At 43.4% G+C, this 25061-nt stretch carries 18 protein-coding genes and 6 tRNA genes; 11 read left to right on the plus strand and 13 right to left on the minus strand.

Features of this window, described 5'->3' with window-relative positions:
* The first annotated feature begins 418 nt into the window (after window positions 1-418).
* On the plus strand, window positions 419-1705 hold the full coding sequence (locus UQW94_RS01990; RefSeq protein WP_322141950.1) for a hypothetical protein: 1287 nt from the start codon (window positions 419-421) through the stop codon (window positions 1703-1705).
* Window positions 1706-1777: 72 nt separating this feature from the next.
* Here UQW94_RS01990 and UQW94_RS01995 read toward each other — a convergent pair whose 3' ends face one another.
* The 3 genes from UQW94_RS01995 to UQW94_RS02005 form a co-directional block, all read right to left on the minus strand.
* Window positions 1778-3460, minus strand: coding sequence for an Ig-like domain-containing protein (locus UQW94_RS01995; protein WP_322142178.1), 1683 nt, complete (start codon window positions 3458-3460; stop codon window positions 1778-1780).
* 981 nt (window positions 3461-4441) lie between these two features.
* Window positions 4442-4515: transfer RNA gene (locus UQW94_RS02000), tRNA-Cys, on the minus strand.
* A 36-nt stretch (window positions 4516-4551) separates the two neighbouring features.
* Window positions 4552-4638: transfer RNA gene (locus tag UQW94_RS02005), tRNA-Leu, on the minus strand.
* Window positions 4639-4939: 301 nt separating this feature from the next.
* Between UQW94_RS02005 and UQW94_RS02010 the strand changes: the two genes are divergently transcribed.
* Complete coding sequence (locus UQW94_RS02010) at window positions 4940-5869, plus strand: CHAD domain-containing protein (RefSeq protein WP_322141951.1); 930 nt, start codon at window positions 4940-4942, stop codon at window positions 5867-5869.
* A 69-nt stretch (window positions 5870-5938) separates the two neighbouring features.
* On the plus strand, window positions 5939-6727 hold the full coding sequence (locus UQW94_RS02015) for a lipase family protein (protein ID WP_322141952.1): 789 nt from the start codon (window positions 5939-5941) through the stop codon (window positions 6725-6727).
* 74 nt (window positions 6728-6801) lie between these two features.
* On the opposite strand, the gene UQW94_RS02020 is transcribed toward UQW94_RS02015, so the two are convergent.
* From UQW94_RS02020 to UQW94_RS02035, 4 genes are all read right to left on the minus strand, one after another.
* On the minus strand, window positions 6802-7056 hold the full coding sequence (locus UQW94_RS02020) for a hypothetical protein (RefSeq protein WP_005375990.1): 255 nt from the start codon (window positions 7054-7056) through the stop codon (window positions 6802-6804).
* Between the two features lie 130 nt (window positions 7057-7186).
* Window positions 7187-8710, minus strand: a complete 1524-nt coding sequence (gene amyS, locus UQW94_RS02025) for an alpha-amylase (protein WP_322141953.1) — start codon at window positions 8708-8710, stop codon at window positions 7187-7189.
* 295 nt (window positions 8711-9005) lie between these two features.
* Window positions 9006-9079 (minus strand) — tRNA-Cys (locus tag UQW94_RS02030).
* A gap of 36 nt (window positions 9080-9115) precedes the next feature.
* Window positions 9116-9202, minus strand: a tRNA-Leu gene (locus tag UQW94_RS02035).
* 550 nt (window positions 9203-9752) lie between these two features.
* On the opposite strand from UQW94_RS02035, the gene UQW94_RS02040 reads away from it, so the two are divergent.
* The 4 genes from UQW94_RS02040 to UQW94_RS02055 all read left to right on the plus strand — a co-directional run bounded on the left by UQW94_RS02040 (window position 9753) and on the right by UQW94_RS02055 (window position 14163).
* On the plus strand, window positions 9753-11384 hold the full coding sequence (locus UQW94_RS02040) for a methyl-accepting chemotaxis protein (protein ID WP_005375988.1): 1632 nt from the start codon (window positions 9753-9755) through the stop codon (window positions 11382-11384).
* A 201-nt stretch (window positions 11385-11585) separates the two neighbouring features.
* The gene (gene alr / locus UQW94_RS02045; protein ID WP_047101038.1) at window positions 11586-12815 is read left to right on the plus strand and encodes an alanine racemase; all 1230 of its coding nucleotides are present in this window, start codon (window positions 11586-11588) and stop codon (window positions 12813-12815) included.
* Window positions 12816-13126: 311 nt separating this feature from the next.
* Window positions 13127-13858: an AzlC family ABC transporter permease gene (locus UQW94_RS02050; RefSeq protein ID WP_017820197.1), complete on the plus strand. Its 732-nt coding sequence runs from the start codon at window positions 13127-13129 to the stop codon at window positions 13856-13858.
* Window positions 13855-14163 (plus strand): AzlD family protein, encoded by a 309-nt coding sequence (locus tag UQW94_RS02055; RefSeq protein WP_017820198.1) that lies wholly within the window; start codon window positions 13855-13857, stop codon window positions 14161-14163. Before UQW94_RS02050 ends, UQW94_RS02055 begins: the two co-directional genes overlap by 4 nt.
* A 140-nt stretch (window positions 14164-14303) precedes the next feature.
* On the opposite strand, the gene dld is transcribed toward UQW94_RS02055, so the two are convergent.
* The 6 genes from dld to UQW94_RS02085 all read right to left on the minus strand — a co-directional run bounded on the left by dld (window position 14304) and on the right by UQW94_RS02085 (window position 21050).
* Window positions 14304-16010, minus strand: coding sequence for a D-lactate dehydrogenase (gene dld, locus UQW94_RS02060; RefSeq protein WP_213871134.1), 1707 nt, complete (start codon window positions 16008-16010; stop codon window positions 14304-14306).
* A gap of 382 nt (window positions 16011-16392) precedes the next feature.
* Window positions 16393-17295, minus strand: coding sequence for a LysR family transcriptional regulator (locus UQW94_RS02065; RefSeq protein WP_017633645.1), 903 nt, complete (start codon window positions 17293-17295; stop codon window positions 16393-16395).
* A 239-nt stretch (window positions 17296-17534) separates the two neighbouring features.
* A tRNA-Gly gene (locus UQW94_RS02070) sits at window positions 17535-17610 on the minus strand.
* Between the two features lie 37 nt (window positions 17611-17647).
* Window positions 17648-17721 (minus strand) — tRNA-Cys (locus tag UQW94_RS02075).
* A 203-nt stretch (window positions 17722-17924) separates the two neighbouring features.
* Window positions 17925-19379, minus strand: a complete 1455-nt coding sequence (viaA, locus tag UQW94_RS02080; RefSeq protein WP_033907023.1) for an ATPase RavA stimulator ViaA — start codon at window positions 19377-19379, stop codon at window positions 17925-17927.
* A gap of 9 nt (window positions 19380-19388) precedes the next feature.
* A complete protein-coding gene (locus UQW94_RS02085; RefSeq protein ID WP_005375980.1) occupies window positions 19389-21050 on the minus strand; it encodes an ATPase RavA domain-containing protein in 1662 nt (553 codons plus the stop codon).
* Window positions 21051-21319: 269 nt separating this feature from the next.
* Between UQW94_RS02085 and UQW94_RS02090 the strand changes: the two genes are divergently transcribed.
* From UQW94_RS02090 to yfcC, 4 genes are all read left to right on the plus strand, one after another.
* The gene (locus UQW94_RS02090) at window positions 21320-21835 is read left to right on the plus strand and encodes an NUDIX hydrolase (protein WP_005375979.1); all 516 of its coding nucleotides are present in this window, start codon (window positions 21320-21322) and stop codon (window positions 21833-21835) included.
* A gap of 22 nt (window positions 21836-21857) precedes the next feature.
* Window positions 21858-22862 (plus strand): low-specificity L-threonine aldolase, encoded by a 1005-nt coding sequence (ltaE, locus tag UQW94_RS02095; RefSeq protein WP_005375978.1) that lies wholly within the window; start codon window positions 21858-21860, stop codon window positions 22860-22862.
* 78 nt (window positions 22863-22940) lie between these two features.
* Window positions 22941-23261, plus strand: a complete 321-nt coding sequence (locus UQW94_RS02100) for a c-type cytochrome (protein WP_130545611.1) — start codon at window positions 22941-22943, stop codon at window positions 23259-23261.
* Between the two features lie 211 nt (window positions 23262-23472).
* The gene (gene yfcC / locus UQW94_RS02105) at window positions 23473-25005 is read left to right on the plus strand and encodes a putative basic amino acid antiporter YfcC (RefSeq protein WP_322141954.1); all 1533 of its coding nucleotides are present in this window, start codon (window positions 23473-23475) and stop codon (window positions 25003-25005) included.
* Window positions 25006-25061 lie beyond the last annotated feature (56 nt).

Raw genomic sequence — 25061 nt, forward strand, 5'->3', positions numbered from 1 at the left:
AGGATAATGTTACAGATTGACACTTTATTGTTTACACCTGTGACAGGTGCACAAAAACGACGGTATTGAAACTGTCCACTATGAATATGAAATAGACGCTTACTCACCTGCTCCAACTAATGTGAAGGTGATGTGTAACACCTGTTTGCATAGTGTTACATCCTTTACACATCTAATTGAATACTCATTTAACTAAAACATATTCAGTAGTTTAGCGAATAAGTTTTAGCCCAACCATTTATGAAAATATAAACAAACTGTTCACCCCTCTGTACAAAAATAAAAAATAACCAACAAATACAAAAGGTTAAATATGGAACACTCTATGCTAGTCAACCGACGCAGTTTAACTCTGTGAGAAAACTATCACGTATGTGGGCTCAAGGACGTAGCGAGCCCACTTACACAAGGAGGTTTTATGAAAACCATATTTAACTCTTGGTGGGGCAATAAGAGTTACCGTTGTTCCACTTTATGTAGCCAGAATATACTTACAGCGATCAATATCAGCAGCATGTTTAAGCTGTTTACTTGGGTCATAGCGGTTAGCTTAGTGCTGAGCTCTCAAATTGTTTACGCATCCTCTGGCGACCCTTCAAGCCGAGGCGTGCAACCAATATTTGTTGAAGGGAATAACACCTGTCAACAATTACTTCCAGGGATCGATGGTTTGATAGAATACAAGCTTGAGCCAGTTACAGACGGCACTTTCGGTGATGGCATGCTTGAAGTGGTTATTGATCAACAACCTGGGGCAAAAACCTTCAGTTGGGATCAAGGTGATAGCCCTGTGATTATGCAAGCTATCTTTGTTAAAGGTGGTCCTGACGGAAACCTATATAACTACTTCACAGATGGATTATTGTATCAAGATGATGCCTTGCTGCATTCACCTGTAGGGAAAAATGGTAGATACTATGGCTTAAGTCATATTTCATTCTGTTACACACCAGGCGTACCAGACATTAAAATCACTAAAACTTGTACATTTGGTGATGTTGTCAATGGTAACACTTTGAAATACAACTATAAACTCACTGTAGAAAACACCGGTGACTTTGCATTGTATGATGTTGTGGCAACAGACACTACAGCCGTTGACAACGATATGGCTGCTGGTGACCATGTGTTCAATTTAGCGATGCTCGCCGTTGGACAAACGCAAGAGTTTAATGGTTCGTTTATTATTGACCAAAACGGTATCACTAACTATGCAGAAGTAAGCGCAGCACTTGAAACTGGTGGTGGTGTTGCGGTTTCTGACAACGCAGATTGGGAATGCCCAAGCCAAAACATCCCTGGTTCATTGTCTCTAGAGAAAGACTGTAGTGTCGTCGTCGTGAATCGATTTGAAGATACTGGTATTAATGAATACGGTCTTCAAGTCAATTACAGTGGTAGTGTATGTAATACCTCCGATGTCACCATTGACGGCATTGTCGTAATCGACAACAAAGACTCGAATCCAATCCAGGTTGGTATGCTTGCGCCTGCTGAGTGTTACGACTTTACTGGTAACTACGAGCCAATCCCAGGAGATGGTGAAGGCCTTCCATTACCGGGTGAAGAAGTCAGAGCGTTTACAGATACTGTGGATGCAAGTGGTGAAACTATCTTCGGTAATGTTGTCGTAGAAGCGATAACAGCGTCTGCAGAATGTACGCTATGTCCAACTTGTCCAGAGCCTGTTAACTGCCCTGAATAAGGTCTACTTACAACTTAATAAAACAACGCCTGACGTTAACTCGTCAGGCGTTTTCTTTCGAACTATATCGTTCTATTTATTCTTACCTTTCCCATTGTTACCAGAGTTGCCAGAATCGCCACCAGCTGAGGACTCTAACTTCACTGAGACCTGAGCGGTCGAGCTGCTTTGACCATCACCTATGGTATAGGTAAAGCTGTCGTTATTTTTGAATTTCTTCTCAGGTGTATAACGCAGGGTGCCATCTGATAACAGCTCTAGTCGCCCCTTACTTGGTCTAGTAAAAGAAACCACGCTTGCAGAGTTTTGCTCTCCAACAACATCGTTTGCCATCACATCGATAATCACCGACTGTTTCGAAGACATAGTCACCTGATCATCAACAGCAACGAGCTCTGGTGATGGCGAGATTTCAGTGGTTACAGAGTAATTCACGGATGCTGCGGTTTGCAGACTTGAGTCCTCGCCGTGCGTCACGATCATCTTCAAAGCATAGTCTTTATCACTAGCGTCAACCGAAGATACGACTGATATCATTACTTGTCCGGTTCCACCTGCTGCTAGCGTGATTGCATTGCTGCTTGCTTTCCAACCAGTTGGCACTGACGCGTTCACAGAAAAACTGCTCGCTGAACAATCTGCACTATCTTTGTTAGTAATAGTGACCTGATATTGAACCTCATCGCCGGCTGCAACCGAGTGACTTGTTGCAGCTTTCGCAGTCACTGATGGAGCATTTACAGTACAAGTTCCGATATTACCGTTGTCAGAGCCGTCAAAGACAACGCTTACTTCGGCGATGCCGTTCGCTGCACTCACCAAACTCAATGTTACACCTGAGTCTGGGTCAGTATAGCTACCACCGACCGGCATAGATGGGTCAAACCAGTCATTTCGGCCAAAAACCGCACGATATTCAGAATCAGTTTTAAAGTGAAGCAGATTACTGCTGCGCCCATCACCTTCTACAGCGCTTCGAATGATGATGCCATCCGTAACGTCCCCACGATAGAACGAGTAAGAACGAGCATCTAAAAAGTCGTCAAACCCAATAGACTGGCGGTATTCAATGTAAAACCATTTTTTTGCACCTGTAGAAGGATCAGTACCACAAGGTACTTTTATCGTAACTGGCTGCTCACTAGTCGTCTCGTAATTCGCGATGGAGTAAGTACCATTTTGAGTAACTTCCAGTGTCTTTGAGGCGTGCTCTCCCTCTAGCCATCCTAGTCGCTCGCGCTGGAAAGTATTCAAATAGCCGATGTCTGGACCACCCATTACATCATAGGTATCACCGTATTCACGCAACGTACAGTTGTCTGAAAGCGTATGCTCGCCACAATCAAGAGCACGAGAGTGATGCAAACCAAAGTTATGTCCAAGCTCATGAGCGATATTCATCGGAGAAAAATCACCATTGATGTATGCGCGTGAAGGCATGCCATCAATAGTTGCGGATCCAGCGACACCACATGCCGTTTTTGTCATCAAGTAAACAATACGATCGTACTCTTCAAGCTTCACTCCCGCTGCGATGGCTTCTTGATCCGCTGCATCTTGAACAGCGGTAAAGTCACAAACCTGATTAGACAACGGTAGATTAAACCAACCCACGACTTTCCCAGACAGCCACATTTGATCAAAAGAGCTTTCACGGTAGAAGTCATTCACTGTACCAAAGATTAGATTATTTGCTTCTGACAAAGTTAATGGCTGCTCATTTGGGTTTTCTTTGAAGTTCAGCAGGATAACCAATGTATTTTGCTGTCCCGTCGTATTTCCTGCTGCACTGGCGTAATGGATGCTCTGTAAACAAGCGAATATTACTAATAAAAATGACAACCCTTTATTTAGGGTTGTTCTATTTATTTTAATATTTTTTATCACTGCTTCACCTAATTTTAATTTAATAACGAGTTCACCTTCCCGCCAATATAAGCAGAAATGGTAGGGTAAAATCATATAAATTTTAGGCAATAAAATGCCCTAGCCTATAAAGCCAAATATATTCCTATATACATCAACATGGTTATAAAAGGATAACCACCAAAAATATAAGAGCCGGAATCATAGCAAAGCAGCCGGTCAAAATTCAACCAGAGTGATAAGTAATTTAGGTTAAGTTTGTGTAATAATAAATTTATCCATTTTTGTCAGTCACTTAAAATAACCTTATGATTGTTTTATATGAACAACCTTTGTATTCAACAATGAATTTAATAAATTACTTGCACTACAGACAATTTAAATCATTAAAAATCAAACAAGTAGAAATTGAACTAAAATAACCTCAATTTCATCGCATAAAATTATAACCTTTAAATTCATTAACTTAATAACGAGTCATTCTAATAATATACCTCAACAACTCATGAGTAATATTATCCACCTTTAATTGTTAAATTTACGTTAAATTAAAGTGGTGAAAATTTTTTTGCTCACCTAGTTTTATACTCGATTAAAAGACAGACTGAGCGATACAGTGCCATATCAACTAGAGACATATAGAGAAACAAGCAGGATATATGTGCAACTTTATTTTCAGTATTGAACTAAAATCACGTGACAATATGACGCTATAGATAGCAATTCGGGAAGACTAGTTAAAGAATGATTAATTGATAATTGAGGTTGGTATTTGTACAAAAATTAATTATTCAATAATAAATGTGTATTAGAATAGTTTGACAATACCAGATAGTAAAAAACCGGCACAAGGCCGGTTTTTAGAAATAGTGGAGGCGCCTCCCGGAGTCGAACCGAGGTCCACGGATTTGCAATCCGCTGCATAGCCACTCTGCCAAGGCGCCTTTCTGATTTTGTATCTCTGTCACCAAAGATTTTGATGGTGCCCCGGGCCGGACTTGAACCGGCACAGCGCGAACGCCGAGGGATTTTAAATCCCTTGTGTCTACCAATTCCACCACCAGGGCAACGCAATCATGCGATGGGTTAGACACCATCTGTCTCTACGGCCTTTGCCGTGAGAACGAGGCGTACTTTAACGGATTAATTTATCTGGTCAACAAAAAATTAGTCTTTTTTATTCAAATGGTTAAAAAGCCAACTCAAACGAACAAAGGGCGATCATTTTGCTCACAAGAACATCAGCATGTTTTGCTCTCGTTTACTTTGCTTCATCACTTCATGTCAATGAGGAATCGACAAGTCGCACAAATTGACAGTATGGGTATAAACTTAACTCGTACTGCAGGGGACAAATAAGCGCTCATCATGTTTCGAAAGTCATCATTTCAATTACCGCTACATACTGATTCCGAACTCGACTTCGTAGTGTCCCACTTCTTACTTACTGAATTTGATTATGCACGCTCTCTGGAACAGGGGATCGTCCATGACTTGGACCCTGAATATACACACCAATATCGCGTCACACTGAGGCGCATACGCTCACTATGCTCACTACTTCGCGAACTGATCCCTCCTTTTGAACAGCGTATTTTGAAACCTCATTTAAGAATAATGATGAAGAAAACAAATAAGCTGCGTGATTTGGACGTATTTATCTTGGACAAAAACCAATACATTGAAATGCTCCCAAATCACAAATCGTCTCTTGAGCAGCTTTTTGGCTTTATCGAAGCCGAACGTGCTTACGAACAGGCAAGAGTTACGCGTTGGCTAGCTACAAAAGAATACACAACGCACTGCACTTTGGTCAGGAATAGTCTGCTGCGAAGTACGCAACACGAACGAGTGGATAGCAACGTACCTGCGTTACTCTTCGCAAGCCAAAAAATCTCCGATCAATTTAAAAAAGTTGATAAAGCACGACGCAAGATCTCGGACAAAAGTCGTGACAGCGTGATTCATTCGATGCGGATAAAGTGCAAAGCGCTGCGTTATCTGTTAGAAGGGTTTTCCACGCTCTATCCTTCCCAACAGCACAAAAACAACGTGAAACAACTAAAACTATTGCAAGACAAGCTCGGTGACTTTAACGACACTTCAAGTCAAATTGAATTTTTCGCACAACTCAAAGAGACAGCAAATCTCAATAAACAAGATCGTAAGGCTTTGAAAAAGCTAATTAACGTGCTTAGCGAACATCATGAACTCTCTCGCCAAACCATCTTGACGCATTTAAGCCAGTTTGAGTCTTTCATTCGCGATACCAATACACAGAATCTCTATCGGCTCTAAATCAAGGTTCACGTATTTTTAATATTCATTAATTACAGTCAATCGTTAGGCTCCACTAAGAAAGATAACGTGAAACCATTAAAACGATACCAATACGAGCGCTATGCGGTGCTTTGTAATCTCGCCTACCCTCGCGTCTTCAGACAAACCCAATATGGGTTCGATCCTAATGGGCAACGAGTCATTAGAAATGAACACGGTAAGATTATGATTCGCGTGCTCTGGAGTAAAAAACAGAGTGAAGTGGTCGTAGTGATTAAAGGCTCACACAGTATCAGTGATTGGTTGTTGAACTTCGCGATGTGGACGAGAAGCTGTCGAAGGTTGGGACTAAACTATCGCATTCACGCGGGTTTCTATCATCTGTTGTTCCAAGAAAGTTTACCGAGCCGGAATGAAGATCGGTTAGGGTTGACCGTGATCGAACGCCTCGAAGGTATCGTTGTACCACTTATTCTCAGGGGAAAAAGAATCACTATTACTGGCCACTCTTCAGGTGGCGCGATTGGCAGTGTTTTTGCTGACTATATTGAGAAAAAATACCCCAAAAGCATTAAACGCGTGGTCACTTTCGGACAGCCCGCTGTCGGGGATTGGACGTTTAAGAAACGCTACCGTTTGGGGCACAAAACATACAGGATTTGTTGCGACATCGACATCGTGACCTTTATGCCGCCCGTACCTTTTTTGTATTGGCATGTAGGCAAAATGCTATGGTTATATAACGGGAGAATATACGAGAACACCCCAACGCTCATACGGCTTGGGCGCTCCTTATTTAGTTGGCTAACGCGACCGTTCTCTTATCACTTTATGAGTAAATACATTCGCGACAAAGACTTTTTTGATGAACGCTGAGTTAAACATCCGAAAGGTCTGACGTACAGACACGAAAAAGCCGGACTTCGCCGGCTTTACGATTAAGTGGTGATCTACAGAGAGGCAATTTCTTTTTCAAGTTGATATTTGTTATCTGTGACAATTCGCTCTAGCACTTCAACACGTCGCTTCAAGTCACCAATTTGCTTGTTAAGGTTATCTTGTTCTTCTCGGCTCATCGTATTACGTTCAGATATCTCCAACGCTCTTACTTCTTTACGATGGTTCAAGATTAACTTTATTATCCCACCCCCAAATATGGCACCGAACACAATAGCCACAACCAATACATCAGCAATAGATTCCATTCTTTATCTTCCTCTAGATTATGCTCAAATATAAGTTACTCATTTGTTGAATGAATATCAAATAACACATTGATTCATTGAAAAGTTTTATCAAGAATTGCCTACTCTGTATCAAAATCACAGGAATGGATTATTCAACGCCAACCCAAACCGAGACAGATCCGCCGTTTACTGGGAACTCAGCCCAACCATTCGCATCAGTCCAAACTTCTTCAGTTCGGATACCCAACTTGTCTACGTAGCGAGCACTTGGTTTACCCGTATACATCCACTTCGAGCCGCCAGGTCCATCACTCATGATCACGGCCATTGAATGTGGATGATTTGCATCACCTTCTCGAGTCCAACCAATTACGTCCCAGTGGTCGAGATAAGAATGTTGTTTGCCATAGGCATAATCTTTACGCAGTGTTACTAGCTCTTTAATGTAAGGCACTTTGACCATATTGATGTCATGCCCTTTATCACTGTACTGCGCGCCGTAGTAATCTGCATAAAACACGGATGGATAACCTTCTTCACGCAATAAGATAAATGCGTAAGCGAGCGGCTTAAACCACCAATCAACGGTTGATTCCAACGCCTGCAAAGGCTGAGTGTCATGGTTTTCTACTAAGGTAACCGCTTTGACTGGATTGTCCTTCATCAGCGTACCATCCATGATTTGACGCATATCGTAGCTACCACCCGATTTAGACGCATTATAAAAGTTCATATGTAACGGTGCATCAAACAAAGACATGCTGCCAGAGGTTTTGGTGATAAAGTTATGCAGCTGATTCACATCGTAGTTCCAGTACTCTCCGACCGTGAAAAGTTCTTTCCCTGTTTTCCAACGTAGGTGATCAATCCATTCTTGCAGGTATTGATATTTGATGTGCTTCACCGCGTCCATTCTAAACCCATCGACACCCGTCATGTTGATATACCACTCGCCCCAGTCTTTCAGCTCTTGCTTCACTTCAGGGTGATCCATGTCTAGATCAGCATACATAAGGTAATCGTAGTTGCCTTTTTCCGAGCTAACTTCCCAATCCCATGCCTTACCTTCACCTTTGAATTTGAAGATAGCTTTTTCTTCGCCAGCATCGTCCCAGTCCACGCCATCAAAGTGGTACCACGTCCAATGAAAGTTTGAGTACTTGTCGTTGCGCCCAGGGAAATCAAACTCTACCCACGCTTCAATCCATTTATCACCAAGTTCAATATTTCGGTTGTTCCAATCTACGCGCTTGGTATCAACCCAAGACTTTCCATCCGCACCACCGCGATGGTTGAACACCACATCGCCATAAATCTGGATATTGTTTTTATGGGCAGTATTGATGGCGCTTAGGTACTGATCTTTGGTGCCATACTTGGTGCGCACCGAACCTTTTTGATCAAACTCTCCCAAATCATACATATCATAAACGCCATAACCGACGTCGTTGCTACCACCAGCACCTTTATAGGCGGGCGGTAACCATAACGCAGTAAAGCCGTTGCCAGATAGTGCCGAAGCGTTGTTTTCAACTTGTGTCCAGAGCGCACCGTCATTTGGCACATACCAATGGAAATACTGCATCATGGTGCCATTTTGTGCCGCCATTACAGGCGAACTGAGCAGCAAAGTTAAGGGTAAAAGTGTAGGTTTAAGGTTGAATGTTTTCATTATTTTTCTCTCACGTTAAGGACTAGAATCCTCCTTTCTGCATATACGCACCAAGCGATACTAACTATGACGCTAGCTAGGTTGCTGCCTGTAATACAAAAAGTTCGGATTACAATCGAAGAGAAACTATCACCAATCACACTATACAATTATTGAGTTGTCTAACATTTATAAAATCAATGAGTAGCGCGTTAAAAATATTGAATGGTGATCAAAACATGGGAGACTTTAGGAAAGCGCCAAGGCAGACTAAAAACGAAAAAAGCCAGTCATTTAAGACTGGCTTTCGAAATAGTGGAGGCGCCTCCCGGAGTCGAACCGAGGTCCACGGATTTGCAATCCGCTGCATAGCCACTCTGCCAAGGCGCCTTTCTGATTTTGTATCTCTGTCACCAAAGATTTTGATGGTGCCCCGGGCCGGACTTGAACCGGCACAGCGCGAACGCCGAGGGATTTTAAATCCCTTGTGTCTACCAATTCCACCACCAGGGCAACGCAATCATGCGATGGGTTAGACACCATCTGTCTCAGCGACCTTTGCCGTGAGAACGAGGCGTACTTTAACGGATTAATTTATCTGGTCAACAATAAATTTTATCTTTTTGATTTAAGTGCTTAAAAAGCGATCTGACTAGTACATTTGGCATTCAATTAGACCAATAAGCACCCGTTCCCTTTCATTGTCTATTAAGTCATACGCATACTAGTGCCCGTAACTGCTTCGAGGTAAACACGCGACTATCACGTTATGAACGCTGATCTTTTCACCGCTGTAACATCTGTAACAATTTGATTCCCTACTCTTGGCACGACTGCGTACAGAACATCATATTTTGTTACCGATAACTTTATATCGAATGTGGTCGTACCTTTATAAAATCATTGACTTTTTTTATTTTCAAACAAAGCTCAATTCATTATCGAAAATATCAATAAATAATGGTACGTTACACGAGTTGCAGTAATTTAATGGACATATATCACATATAAGGATGTGGTTTACTTTGGCGACACAACATAAGAAAAACAAGGTATATCACTAATGTCTATCAAGAATCTTTCTATAGCGAAAAAGATATCGCTATCGTTTTTACTCATTGCCATCGTCAACATTGCATTTGGCGTGTTTTTATCTACAGAGCTCAAAAGCATCAAATCTGAGCTTTTAAACTATACCGATGATACGCTTCCTGCAATGGAAAGGGTCGATTCGATTCGAGATCATTTGTCTCGCTGGCGCCGAGCTCAATTTGCTGCGTACACTTATGAAGACGCAGACCAAGTCAAAACTAAAATTTCTAACAATATTAGAGAACGCGAAAAGATCACTAGAGAGCTCAACGCTTACGGTGAAACTATCTGGCCTGGCGAAGAGCAGCAAACTTACCAGCGTCTTATGCGTCAGTGGAAAAAGTACTTGGTTACTATGGACCAGTACAATGAAGCGATGCTAGCTAACGACAAAAGCAAGGCCCACCCTATTTTGGCGAACTCTTTGTCTGCTTTCGAAGCGGTTGACTCAGAGTTAGGCGAACTAATCCGTCTCCTTAAAGAAGCTATGGATAGCAACAAAACTCATATCCTGTCCTCTGTAAATGGATTGAGTAATTCTTCAATTGCAAGTAACGTGATTATTCTACTGATCATGGTAGGCATGACATACGTGCTGACTCGCCTAATTTGTGGCCCACTTAAACTTGTTGTTGAGCAAGCAAATGCCATCGCGACAGGTGATCTATCAAGTGACATTGACCGTAAAGCAATCGGCAATGACGAGCTTGGTGAACTGGCAGACGCGACAACTAAGATGCAAGATGACTTACGCCAAGTTATCGATAACGTGATTGCTGCAGTTACTCAGTTAAGCAGCGCTGTCGAAGAGATGAACCAAATCTCCGATATTTCTGCGTCTGGTATGAAAGATCAACAGCTGCAAATTACGCACATCGCAACAGCAATGACAGAAATGAAAGCGGCCGTAGCCGATGTTGCTCGTAACACTGAAGACTCAGCGAACCAAGCTAACGAAGCAAACCGCCGCACACAACACGGTGTTCGTGAAACCCAAGGTATGGTTGACGCGATTCAAGAAGTTTCAAACGTAATTGGCGCTGCAGGCGATACCGTAGCAGAGCTTGAACAGCAATCGAATAAAATTAACGTGATCGTGGATGTTATCCGCGACATCGCCGATCAAACCAACCTACTTGCACTTAATGCAGCCATTGAAGCGGCGCGTGCTGGTGAGTCTGGTCGTGGCTTTGCCGTCGTTGCAGACGAAGTTCGAACTCTTGCCGGCCGTACGCAAGATTCAACGAGTGAAATCACTTCGATCATTGAGCAGCTACAATCACTTGCAAAAGACGCAAAATCAGCCACTGAACTTTCTAGAACCAGTATCTCAGAATGTGCAGAACAAGGCATTCAATCAAAACAGCTGATGAGCGACATTGAGCATTCGATTTCGGACATCTCAGACATGGGTACCCAAATCGCCACGGCTTGTAACCAGCAAGACTCTGTTGCAGAAGAGCTTAACCGCAGCATTGAAAACATACATTTGGCATCTCAAGAGGTCTCGCAAGGTTCGGAGCAAACCGCACAGGCGTGCCGCGAACTAAGCCAGCTATCCATTTCTCTTAAAGATGTAATGAGCCGCTTTAAACTGAGTTAAACTCAGTGGATACCTTAGTAGATACCAAATCAATCCCGATTTGCTTAAATAGAATGTCATCACTGAGGTATATTTAGGTATATATTAAATCACTATCTTAACAAACGCTCCAAAGCACCACTTGGAGCGTTTTACTTCGTCAGGTACTTTCCCCAAGTACTCAATAACATAACCAATACAAAAAACGCGTACGGAGACTTTATGCGCTTAAATAAAACCTTACTATCACTGACTATCGCTGCTGCAATCGCGGTTCCTGTAATGCAAGCTACTGCTGCTCCTCTTCAAATTAGCAATACAGCAGCAAAAGCAGAGCAAGTTCAAGGTGCTAACGCTTGGCTAGAAATAAACTTAGGTCAGTTCCGCGATAATATTGAGCAGTTTAAATCGCACATGGATGGCAAAACGAAAATTTGTGCCGTGATGAAAGCCGACGCATACGGCAATGGTATCGCAGGCCTGATGCCGACTATTATCGAACAACAAATTCCTTGTGTTGCCGTTGCAAGTAACGCCGAAGCACAAACTGTTCGCGACAGTGGCTTTAAAGGCCAACTTATGCGTGTACGCTCAGCGGATATTGGCGAGATTGAAGCCGCAATCGACCTAAATGTCGAAGAGTTGATAGGCACAGCAGAGCAAGCTAAAGCACTGTCTAAACTAGCCGAGAAAGCTGGTAAAGAAATCAAAGTTCACCTTGCTCTGAACGACGGTGGTATGGGACGTAATGGTGTTGATATGACGACAGAAGCGGGCAAGAAAGAAGCGCTAGAAATCGCTCAACAAGCTGGCGTTAGTATTGTTGGTATCATGACTCATTTCCCTAACTACAATGCAGACGACGTGCGCCAAAAGTTAGCTTCATTCAAAGACAGTTCTGCATGGCTGATTAAAGAAGCGAATCTAAAACGCGACAACATTTTACTGCACGTAGCAAACTCTTACACCGCGCTTAATGTTCCTGAGGCCCAGCTTGATATGGTTCGTCCTGGTGGCGTTTTATACGGAGACTTACCAACTAACCCTGAGTACCCTTCTATCGTGTCTTTCAAAACACGCGTGGCATCCGTTCACCACCTTCCAAAAAATAGCACAGTCGGTTACGACAGCAGCTACACAACAAGCAAAGAAAGCTTAATGGCGAACATTCCTGTTGGTTACTCTGATGGTTATCCACGAAAAATGGGGAATACAGCAGAAGTTCTGATCAATGGCCAACGTGCAAAAGTTGCGGGCGTTGCTTCAATGAACACTACAATGGTAGATGTTACAGGTATCAAAGATGTTGAGCCTGGTTCTGAAGTTGTTTTGTTTGGCTCCCAACAAGGCAAAACGATTTCAGCTGCTGAGATGGAAAAACACGCAGAAGTCATCTTCCCTGAACTATACACGGTTTGGGGAAGCGCGAACCCTCGTGTCTACGTAAAATAAACCTATTCAGTTATTCGTAACAGAGCGAAAAAGCGAGCCTCGTGCTCGCTTTCTTTCTTATTTACTAATCTGTACTAGCTCGTGATGTTATCAATTGAACAGAGCTTACTATTTCTGTTGTTTTACTCTCCTTTAGCACTACCAAGTGCGACTCTCTACACTCTGTTTCTTAAAGCCGCTTGGATGGCTCAATTTTATATAGCACTTAGTGTTTGAAAGCCCCTCTAATTGATGTTAAACATGAAGTTTACAAAAGAATAACAAACACACTCGTATGGCACTGCCCCTTTGCCTGCTAGCTAGGTATCTCTATGACAGAAAATACTCAACATCTTCAACGCTCCTCCACTGAGTTGCACGAATTTAATCGGCTTGACGTCTGGAACGGATTCACCCAACTTTTACCCCTCTCTATGTTCGTGGTCATATTTGGCCTCGCTTTCGGTGTTGCTGCCGTACAGACTGGACTAGATGTATTTCCCACTATGTTGATGAGCACACTGGTCTTCGCCGGTGCTTCACAATTTGCCACGTTAGAAATGTGGGGAGCAGAAGTCCCTCTCATTCCAGTACTTATTACTGTATTTGCGATTAATGCTCGTCACCTCTTGATGGGAGCCACGCTTTATCCATGGTTACGACAACTCCCACCAACAAAACGTTACGGTGTAATGCTGGTAGCATCAGACGCTAACTGGGCAATGGCACTCAATGCATTCGGTAGAAAAGAACCAGGCTTTGGCTTACTTGTTGGTGGCGGCTTAGCGATGTGGTCTTTTTGGATTGTGGGCACCTGGATCGGCATTTATTTTGGTAGCGCAATCAAAGATCCGGTGGGCCTCGGGCTCGATATGGTTATGGGGTGCTTCCTGCTGTCTATGGTGGTAGCCGGGCCGAAAGACTTAAGAATCTTTGCGATTTGGGCCATAGCAGCAGCCTCTTCTATGTTGGCGTATTGGTATTTGCCAGAGAATAGCCACGTAGTGGTTGGCGCCATTACTGGCGGAGTATTGGGTGCTTGTTGGAAGGAGAAGAAAGCATGAACATCGAAACAACCTTAGGTGGCACACTGCTTATCATTATCGCTATGGCGTTAGTCACGCTCATAACCCGCTGGGGCGGTGTGTATGTTATGTCATTCATTCCAATTAGCGAACGGGTTCAACGTTTCATTACTGCGATGTCAGGTTCCGTACTGGTTGCGCTTTTAGCTCCGCTAGCAGTAGAGGGTGATAATGGTGCTAGAGCAGCACTGTTTTCTACTGCCGTTGTCATGTTCATCGTGAAAAAGCCTCTACCCGCAATCGCAGCAGGCATCATCGCTGCCGCTGCAGTACGTGCTCTTTAGTCGTTGTTTCAAAGCCGATACCAATCATCAATAAAAGACCCAAAACACAAAGCCCTGATGTCACAAGTGTCATCAGGGCTTATCTTATGCTCATCATTTTAACGATGAACAACGATTATTAATCATGGTGATGCAGCACATTATGCACAGCAGTTACAATTGCGCTTATATTTGTCCATTTTGCCAATACCAGGGTTAAAGGTGTTCGTTGGATCTAACTCGTAGTAAAACTTCTGCAGCGAGTTTTCAGCTTCGTACAAGTGACCCACATTATGTTCTGCTGGGTATTTGGCACCACGGCTATTGAGGTGCTCTAGCATCAGCTTTTTCATCAACTTCGTGTCAGTCCCTTTTTTGAAAATGTAATCTTGATGGAAGACGTAACACATAAAGTGACCATAATAGAGCGCTTGAACAAGGTTCTTACTCACCTCTTCAGGCAAAGTTTCTAGCCACTCTTCATCATTACGTCGCAATGCAATATCAAGTGCAACGATGTCTTCTACGTCTTTTCGGTGAATCGTCTCGTAACGAATTGCTGCACCTGCTGCTGCAAAGCGATGTAAATAAGCTTTTTTACCTTCTTCCGGCGTACACTCGAAGAAATCACAGTCGTCTTCAACAGCCCAAACTTCTTTGAGGTATTTTTGTGCTTCAGCAATACCACCATCACTCATTTTCAATACCAAGTGATGCTCATACTTGTCACGGAAATCCAGCATTCGCTCTGGTAAATGTTGTGGGAACAACTTGCTCGCGTAGTACAAAATGGTGTCTGGCAGATATTTACTGACAAACGGGATGCGCTCTAAGAAATTTTCTACCTTAGCTTTAAGTGCGAACATTTTTGGTAGCTTATCTGTGCCTAACAAGTCGATGGATAAGAACACATCCTTGCCGTACTTCTCTGCCATGTTGAAGATATCTCGATGCAAGTATTCTCCCATCTCAGGCAAGTTATCAAACGTAGATAAGAAGTCTTTTCGCAACTTCGTTAGTTTCGCAGGGTCATTGGTGCCAAGGTAAAAAACCTGCTCTTTTTCGGGGACTGGGTAGCTGTCCACCCGAACGGCAAAAACCCCCAACTTACCGGCGCAGCCACTGGCTTCAAATAATCGGCGTTCATCGGCATTAAAGCGAGAAGGAATGTCAGAAGTCACGTCTCGAACACGTTCATCGTATTCTTTGTCTGACGCCATTCGCTCATCATGAATGATCTTCGCTGGGTCAAAGTTCCCTTCTTGCAGGTTTGTTAGAATTTCTTCTGGCGTTTCACCTAATCCTTCAATACCAAGGTGGTTCACCAAATGTAACTGGCCTTGCTTATCCACCTGCGCATAGATCGCCAGTTCCGTATAAGCAGGACCACGCTTAACTAGCGCACCGCCTGAGTTATTAGCGATACCACCGACCACAGTGGCACCTAGCGATGAAGAACCGATGATAGAATGCGGTGCTCGGTTCACTGCCTTCAACTCTTTCTCCAAAGAGTGTAAGCTCGCACCAGGCAAGCAAACCGCCTGCTTACCACCATCTAATAAGTGAATCTTCTTGATTTTGGTAATATTGATCACAACCACATCGCGATCATAATCATTACCACTCGGAGCCGAGCCCTCTGTTAAACCTGTTTTAGCCGCCTGCATGATAATGATGCAGTTTGCTTCAACACACTGTTTAATAATCTTCCATTGTTCCAGAAGAGTGTTAGGAAACACGATAGCAAGCGCATTACCACTACCCGAACGAAACCCCGAGCGGTAATATTTCGTTTTAACCTCGTCGGTTAGAACATTTTCTTCCCCAACGATGGCTTTAAATTCTTCAATCAGCTGCTTTTGTTTCATATCCGTATCTCTAGTTATTGTACTTCGCTCACAACACCGCTTAGCGGCAGGCATGGCGTTTGAGCCACTATAAGCAGTCCATTTCTCTGCGTCTATGTCAGACGGACGACCAATACGTAATCAATAAACAACAAACAAAATAATTCTTTATTTTTCTGTCACTTATCTTTCACATTTGAGAAATTTAACGTAAGAAACAGACCGTTTCTTAAAAGAAACAATAGCAAAACCATTTGTTAACAGTTGTGCGGGGTATCTTGTTATCAATATTAGTGAAGAAAACGAGGAGAAGCGTAAGCCCCTAAATTTAAGAGGATTCTTAGAAATGAAGATGGAAACATAAGCTCAACACCAACATAACGATCGGTGTTGAGTTATTGGCTTAAAATCGATGGTTTTGACTTTGAAAGCTTGTGTATAGATGATCGATAAAGATCTTAATTTTTTCTGGTTGCTGACGAGTGTAAGGGTACACCGCATAAATACCCAAACATTTGGCTGTTTCGTCTTTAAATAACTGAATCAGACTGCCTTGCTTTAAGTCTTCATAAACCAATACACGCGGCACATAGATGATTCCCTGCCCTAACAGCGCCACATTTCTCAATACAGAAGAATTGTTAGTACAGAGGTTACCGTCGACGGTGATTTGATATACCTCGTCTCCATCTTTAAACGCCCACTCATGCGCTCCGGTTTCTTGGTAGGAATAGACTAAACAATTGTGTTTAGCCAAGGCTTGAGGTTGTTTAGGTATGCCATGTTTAGCTAGGTATTGGGGTGACGCGCAAATGATCCAATTTGCATCCACCAGCTTTCTTGCAATCAGACTAGAATCTGGCAACACACCCGTTCTAATTGCCAAATCAAAACGTTCATTCACGATATCGACGAAACGATTATCTAGATCCATATCGATATTGATGTCTGGGTATTTCTGATTAAATTCATTAATCACTTGAGGAAGAATTAATTCACCAGAGATAGTAGGCACCGAAATTTTAATGTTTCCAGATAAGTTTTTACCTAAACCCACAATGGATTCTTCCGCCGTTGCCACCGCTTGATAAACCGCTTTTGCATGAGTAAAAAACGCTCGTCCTGCTTCAGTCAACGTTAGCGTTCGCGTTGTTCGGTAGAGAAGCTGTACACCAAGCTCTTGTTCAAGCTTGGCAATCCGTTTACTGACGACCGATTTGGTCAGTGACATATGTCTCGCGGCAGCACTGAATGAACCTTGCTCGATCAAGTGATAAAAAATGATGTAATCGTCGGTATTTCTCATGCGTCTTCGTCAAATCCTTTGGAAGCCCGTATTGTAAACTGAAATTGGCTGAGGTGCGAAACATCGGGTCACACTTAATATCAGAAACTCGTGACAGAGATGGGGTTGCTAAGCTCACAGGTAATGAAAAAGAGATGGTGTGAATTTATCAGTCTTCAGATACAAAAAAACCAGCTTTCGCTGGTTTTAAGTTGATGCACTTGGCATCGAGATACCGCCATAGCCATATCTGAATAATTTGGAGCGACACACGAGGTTCGAACTCGTGACCTCAACCTTGGCAAGGTTGCGCTCTACCAACTGAGCTAGTGTCGCATTTATTCTCGAAAGCCATTCGCTCTCAAAAGAATAATGGAGGCGCCTCCCGGAGTCGAACCGAGGTCCACGGATTTGCAATCCGCTGCATAGCCACTCTGCCAAGGCGCCTTTTATTACGCTTCAGGGCTCTACCCCGTTGCGTTGGTGGCTACTTTACGGATTGAGAGAAGATAGTCAAACAAAAATATTTCATTTTCTGTTCGTTTGATTTCTTTTAAGTCAATTCGACCAAAGTTCGATCTTATTGGCTTAAAACGAAGCAATATAAATCTAGCTTTCAGTTCGTTTTGTCCCATGAAACATTAAGGCGTTTAATAGTTGCTGACCCTTTTTAGCAATCTTCCCACAACATTAGGGTGATAAGACCAAGTGTGATCAAACATCGACATTAATGCAGGATTTCCGTATTTCGATAAGCTAATCGCGTGAAAACGGTTTTTCTTCGCTTTGAGCGCATCCACTTTGGCCAGTAACTCGTCTTGTTGTTTTGGCGCGATAAAGTCGGAAATGACTACCATGTCTGCGTTTTTATATTTATCACCGCTCATCAAGTCGATAGATTTAATCAAAGTTGGCTCTAAGTCTGTACCACCATGGAAGCTATAAGTTAGAAAGTCCGCCGCCTCGCGCAGACCATCTTGTTTGGTTAGTTCGTAGGTAATGTGTTCCGTAGAAAAAATAATGACATAGCAATCACGTTGCTCCGCTAGTGCGATTTGCATCAGAGCATAAGCCATGGCTTTGGCGCATTGCTCAGGAAAGCCACTCATGGAACCGGACGCGTCCACACAAACAATGAAGGGGCCTTTTTCGATATCTACCGCTTTATGGTCAGGTCGGTGAGCTTTAACTTTACGTAACGTGCGCGATTTGCCTTGTGTACGATAGTTCATGAGCCGTTTATCAACTAAGTGTTTATAGAACACAACTTCAAGTTCAGGATACGCCAAAAACATCGTTTCGTTGGGAAGTAGCTTATTTAGATCATCGCTTTCGTGAATACCGACAATATCATCCGTCGCCTCATCACTTTTCTCTTCGACCAATTGAAGTTCTTCAGTGGGCGCACGATTTAGTTCAGGATCATTTACTTGCCCCGCCATACGACCGAGTTGCTCCGCAATTTCTTGCAAGCCTTGGTGCTTCTTCAGAAACTCAGCATGGCGTTTCATCACCGTTAAGTCTGTTTTACTCAACTTGGCAGATGCCATATCCCACAGGCGCCCTACACTTTCAGCGTCACCCGACTCCGTGACTTTATCCATATTACGCATGGTTTCCATACGTTGATACAGGTCATTCAGCACCTTTTCTTTATTGGCTTCAAGCTCGCTTACTTGCGCTTGTTTTATAGCATCGGTGAGGCTTTGGTACCATTGATCACAAAAGTAATGAGGGAACATAGGGTTATTCATCCCTTTGTTCTTTTCCATCATTCGGCGAGCTTGCATGTAAAACGCAGAGTGCCATTCTAGCTTTTTAATCACATCTTCGATGTTTTCAAAAAACGCCTCTTCATCCCAATGAATAACCTCTTGATATAAAGACAGCTCTTGTTGGAAACGCTCTGTCTCACATACCTTGGTGATCCGTTTTTTGACGCTGCCTCGCCACTTTAACAAGTGACCTTTGACCGAAGATTTAACACCTCGGTTTTCTGCCATCATCATGACTTGTGAACGCGCCATCAAATCATTAACTGCGCTATCGATGATGCCGGAGTCGGCCACCATCAGCGCGAGGTTAAGTCCGTCTGCACCTAGCATGTCGTCTCCTTATGAGAAAAACTGATTTAAGTTTTTAAAGCGTTGGATAACTTTTTCACTTTCTGCTTGGATTGATTCAAGTCTCTGACTTACCTGTTGCAGACTCGACTCCATTAGGCGGGGTAGTTCAGGATCAACAAAGCTATGCGGAAGCGCATCATGAAAGTTCGCTTTCACCTTGCGCATATGGTGTTCTGCCTCACTAAGCTGATTTACGGCTTTTTCGCTCTGCGTTAACCACTTTTGGTAAAGCTCTACATCCAAGCCCTCTTGAGTCACTAGGCTAACCAAAATGCCTCGGTTCGCGATATCACGGATAACTAGGTTATTCGCCGCGTCAACATCAAATCGTAAACGGCACATGTTGGTGTTTTGATTGACGTAACCATACACATCACCGCTTCCCTCTTTAATGACTCGATCTAACTCATCTTTGGGTACATAAACCCAGCGGCTATCACCTTTTTCTGATTCTGAAACCGACATGTTGCTTTGCAAGACAACCAATTTAACTAAGTTAACGGCTGCGCCAACTTTGTACATCTTGGCTTTAGAGGTATCAAAGCGCATGGTTTCTTTACGCAAAATACCCGTGGCCGCTTCAGACGTTAACGTCATGCGGTAGGCATCTTCTAGTTCATGTTGGACATCAACCAAAGACTCACGGCAGTACTCGATTTCCTGCTCCGCGTCTTGTTGATCAAATGCATGTTTTAAGGCGAACTCTTGAACCACTTCACGTACCACATCTCGCGATTCAGGACTGTTCCATAAACAATCTTGCAGCAGTAAAAGGTCAAGCGGATTTATTTCATCGCGACCATTAAAAAACGCGCTCGCTTTTAACAACTTCACGGCTTTCTTCCAGCGGCGGTCAGAGACATACATATCGGTATTGGCCACATCACCAAACTGAGCTTCAACTTTGCTTTCTAACATCGTTTTAAGCTGGAAAAGCTTTTCGAATGCATTGTCGGTTAACGTCAATTTGTCGAGCTGTTGTTGCCATTGATGATATTCTTCATCAGTTATCGCTAGGCCTTCTGGTACTTGTGCCTCTTGCGATGTGCCCACAGTCAACATCGACTTAAAGTTTTGTTTATTCTGAATTCGATTCACAAACACACGCACCAACATGCGGTCGTAGAGCGCATCCAATCCACTATCTTCATCGGGTAATTCATTGGAAGCCGATACCAACAAGCGCATTGGCACACGCTCGATATCGCTGCCATTTTTGAATGTTTTCTCATTAACCACTGTCAGCAATGTATTAAGAATTGCAGGGCCCGCCTTCCAGATTTCATCCAAAAATACGACTTGTGCAGTTGGCAAATACCCTTTAGTTAAGCGAACATAACGGCCGTTGTCTTTTAGCTCTTGGATACTCAGTGGCCCAAACACCTCTTCAGGGGTTGAGAAGCGCGTCATCAGGTATTCGAAGTAACTGCTGTTATCGAACGCTTGGATGAGTCGTTTGGCAATTAAGCTTTTTGCAATACCAGGGGGACCTAAAAGAAAAACACTTTCACCAGCAAGTGCAGCAAGAAGGCAGAGCTTGATCGTATGTTCACGCTCATAAACGCCATCCGTTAACGCTTTCGCCAATTTATTGATGCGTTCTGAGAGAAGCGCTTTTTCGGCATTTGAGGTAAATAAGGTTTGTGTCATACGTTCTCCGGCTGCTGAAGTGGTATTGCGTTAACATTTTTATACACTTGTTATAACTTTGTTACAAATGTATTTTGTCGAATTCCCCTTATAGCAGATGCTTTTCCCCTTCTTGACGAAGCAATCAAAGTTTCCATTTATGAGACATTGCTCACTTAAAGTGCAAACGCTTTCGTCGTGTTGCAGTATTTTTTGCTTTTGTTTCCCACCATTTGTGGTTAATGTCGAAAAACGTCAAAAATGCGGTAACAGCTAGGGTTTATAACTGCATGAGCAAGATAATTCATAAATGGAAGCAAATTTCTCTGATTGAAGAAGACGTTGTGCTTCCTACAGGACAGGCAATTACGCACACCACAATCCATCATCCGGGTGCTGCGGTGATTCTCCCTATTACAGCGGAGGGTCACATTGTCCTTGTCCACCAATTTCGGCCTTCACTTAATAAATGGCTATTGGAACTTCCTGCTGGTACCAGAGAAGGCAACGAAGAGCCACTCTGCTGCGCCAAAAGAGAGTTAGAGGAAGAAACTGGGTTTAGTGCAGAGAAATTCACGTCTCTCGGCCAAGTCACCCCTCTTGCCGGATTTTGTGATGAGATACAGTATCTATTTGTTGCCGAAAAGCTCAACAAAACAAACCGTTACGAGTGCGATGAAGACGAAGTGATTGAGGTCGTCACCTTGTCAATCAAGCAACTCGAAGAAAAGATAGTCGATGGCACGATCACCGATGCCAAAACGATCGCTTGCTTAAGCAAAGCGCGCCTTTGCGGATATATTTAGGACTTTGACCAAGGAGACATTCATGGATTTTCGATCAGATACCGTTACACAGCCCACCCAAGCCATGCGAGAAGCCATGTTTAAGGCCCCCGTTGGGGATGATGTTTATGGTGATGACCCTACGGTCAATGAGCTTGAAAAATTTGCTGCGCAGCTTGCTGGTTTCGAAGCAGCTTTGTTTACCACTTCAGGCACTCAAGCCAATCTGCTCGGTTTAATGGCGCATTGCGAGCGGGGAGATGAATATCTATGTGGGCAACAAGCACATAACTACAAATACGAAGCTGGTGGCGCGGCGGTTTTGGGATCAATTCAACCTCAACCAGTCGAAAATAACCCAGATGGCACGCTACCATTTGATAAACTGGCTGCGGCGATTAAACCAGATGATTGTCACTTTGCTCGCACTAAGCTTCTCAGCTTAGAAAACACAATTAATGGTAAAGTACTACCTCTGTCTTACTTAGCAGAAGCACGTGACTTCGTGAATAAACATAACTTGCAGATGCATCTAGATGGCGCTCGCGTTTTTAACGCAGCCGTTGCACTTGATGTTCCGGTAAAAGAGATCGGTCAGTACTTTGATTCAATGACGATCTGTCTGTCGAAAGGTCTGGCTGCCCCTGTTGGCTCGCTACTACTTGGTAGCAAAGACTACATCGCAAAAGCACGTCGCTTAAGAAAGATGGTCGGCGGTGGTATGCGTCAAGCGGGTATTCTTGCCGCAGCAGGCAAACTTGCCCTTACCGAACAAGTGGAACAGCTAAAACAAGACCACATCAACGCAAAAACCTTAGCGGAAGGTTTAGCAGAACTGCCTGGTTTTTCAGTCAACCCTGAATTTGTTCAAACGAACATCGTGTTCGCGAAGCTTGATCCTCAAGTGGACATAGTAAGTATCGCTGCGAAACTAAAGGAACAAAACATCACGATAACCCCTGGAAATCCAATTCGTTTTGTAACTCATAAAGATATTTCAGCGAAAGACATCGACACTTTCTTATCAAGTATAAAATCTCTACTTTAATTTGATTTTGATCATTGAGCTTCCCCTAAGGGGAAGCTTTATTGTATCGCCATGATTTTTAGCGAATAGATAACCTCCATGCTCAGGTTTGTACTTCTAATCTCTTTTATTTTCTCTTCCGCTATCCATGCCGAGCCGTTTGGTGATGCTGATAAAGGTAAAATCAAATCACCTAGCTGTGTCTATTGTCACGGTGTTACAGGCATCGCAACGAACAACACCTATCCAAGCCTTGCTGGTCAAAATTCTCAGTACCTTTACAATGCAATGAAATCTTATCAAGCCGGTGAGCGTAAAGGGCCGCTTGCAGAAATGATGGCAGCACAGTTAAAAATGTTAAATGATGAAGACCTTCGTGATGTCGCTGCTTTTTATGCAGAACAGACAGAAATCAAGTAATTAGATCACCTGTAGATGACTATGAAAGCTCGTGAATCATCCAAACTCAACGCATATTGAAACATTAACCCAACATTTGACCACAAAACAATCAAATTAACTTCACTTCAAATAATTGATGAATTTATAGTTCAACATAAGCATTAATATTGACTTTTTATTCTATTTTATTGATATTTCATGCTTTATTGAATTTGACGTGAAGTAAGTTATGTCTCACACACATGCGCAACCAGCAGACTCGGTTGCTACCCCTAAGTCGTGGCAGATGCCAGATACCCTCATTTTGATCTTCATTGTTGGTATTCTTGCTGCGATTCTTACCTACTTAATTCCTGCTGGTCATTTTGATAGCCAACAGGTGACCTACATGGTCGACGGTGCAGAAAAAACTCGCACAGTTATCGATCCTTCTTCTTTCTCTTATGCAACCGACGAAAACGGTGAATTGGTTTACAACAAGGTTGGCCTGTTTGCTTCTGGTGGTGGCATTGGTCTGATGAACTTCCCTTTCGAAGGGCTAGTTTCTGGCTCTAAATGGGGCAGCGCAATCGGCGTGACTATGTTCATGTTGGTTATCGGCGGTGCTTTCGGCGTTGTAATGCGCACAGGCACAATCGATAACGGTATCCTGCGCCTTATCGATAAGACCAAAGGTAACGAAGCGCTATTCATTCCAGTGCTATTTTTGCTGTTCTCGCTAGGCGGTGCGGTATTTGGTATGGGTGAAGAAGCCGTAGCGTTTGCGATTATTATCGCGCCGCTTATGGTTCGCCTTGGTTATGATGGTATCACTACGGTAATGGTTACCTATGTTGCGACTCAAATTGGCTTCGCTACTTCTTGGATGAACCCTTTTTCCGTAGCTATTGCGCAAGGCATTGCGGGTGTACCTGTTTTATCCGGCATGACAGTACGCATGGGGTTATGGGCTGGCTTTACGTTAATCGGTATCGCTTTCACAATGATCTACGCCGCTCGTGTGAAGTCAAATCCTAAACTTTCTTACAGCCATCGCACAGACCAGTATTTCCGTCAGCAAGAGCTTGGCAATCAAGATTCTCGTTGGAACCTAGGTGACACACTCGTTATCCTTACGGTTATTGCGACCACGGTGTGGGTCGTTTGGGGCGTAGTCGCTAACGCATGGTACATCCCAGAAATCGCGTCTCAATTTTTCACTATGGGCTTTGTTGTCGCGATCATCGGTACGATTTTCCGCCTGAACGGTATGACGCTAAACTGCGCAGCTGATGCATTTAAAGAAGGTGCAGCTATTATGCTTGCACCTGCCCTGTTAGTGGGTTGTGCAAAAGGTGTATTGTTGATCCTTGGTGGTGGTACAACTGATGAAGCGAGTGTACTGAACTCAATTCTAAACAGTGCTGGCGGCGTGATTAGCGGGCTTCCTGACGTGGCTGCGGCATGGTTAATGTATGTATTCCAATCTATCTTCAACTTCTTCGTCACTTCGGGCTCTGGACAAGCGGCACTAACGATGCCTCTACTGGCCCCTCTGGCAGACATTGCAGGAGTTACGCGCCAAGTGGCAGTTTTGTCATTCCAACTTGGCGATGGCTTTACTAACGTTATCGTCCCTACTTCGGCATCTCTCATGGCAACGCTTGGTGTCTGCCGTATCGACTGGGGTGACTGGGCAAAATTCTGCTGGCGATTTATTCTATTACTCTTTACCCTATCAAGTATCGTCGTTATCGCAGCTCATATTATGGGTTTTGCGTAAAACGAAGCCAATTGGTAATTAAGGCGAGACATGTTCTCGCCTTATTAATATTCATG

The organism is Vibrio sp. PBL-C16 (assembly GCF_034321865.1).
Taxonomy (GTDB): Bacteria; Pseudomonadota; Gammaproteobacteria; order Enterobacterales; family Vibrionaceae; genus Vibrio; species Vibrio alginolyticus.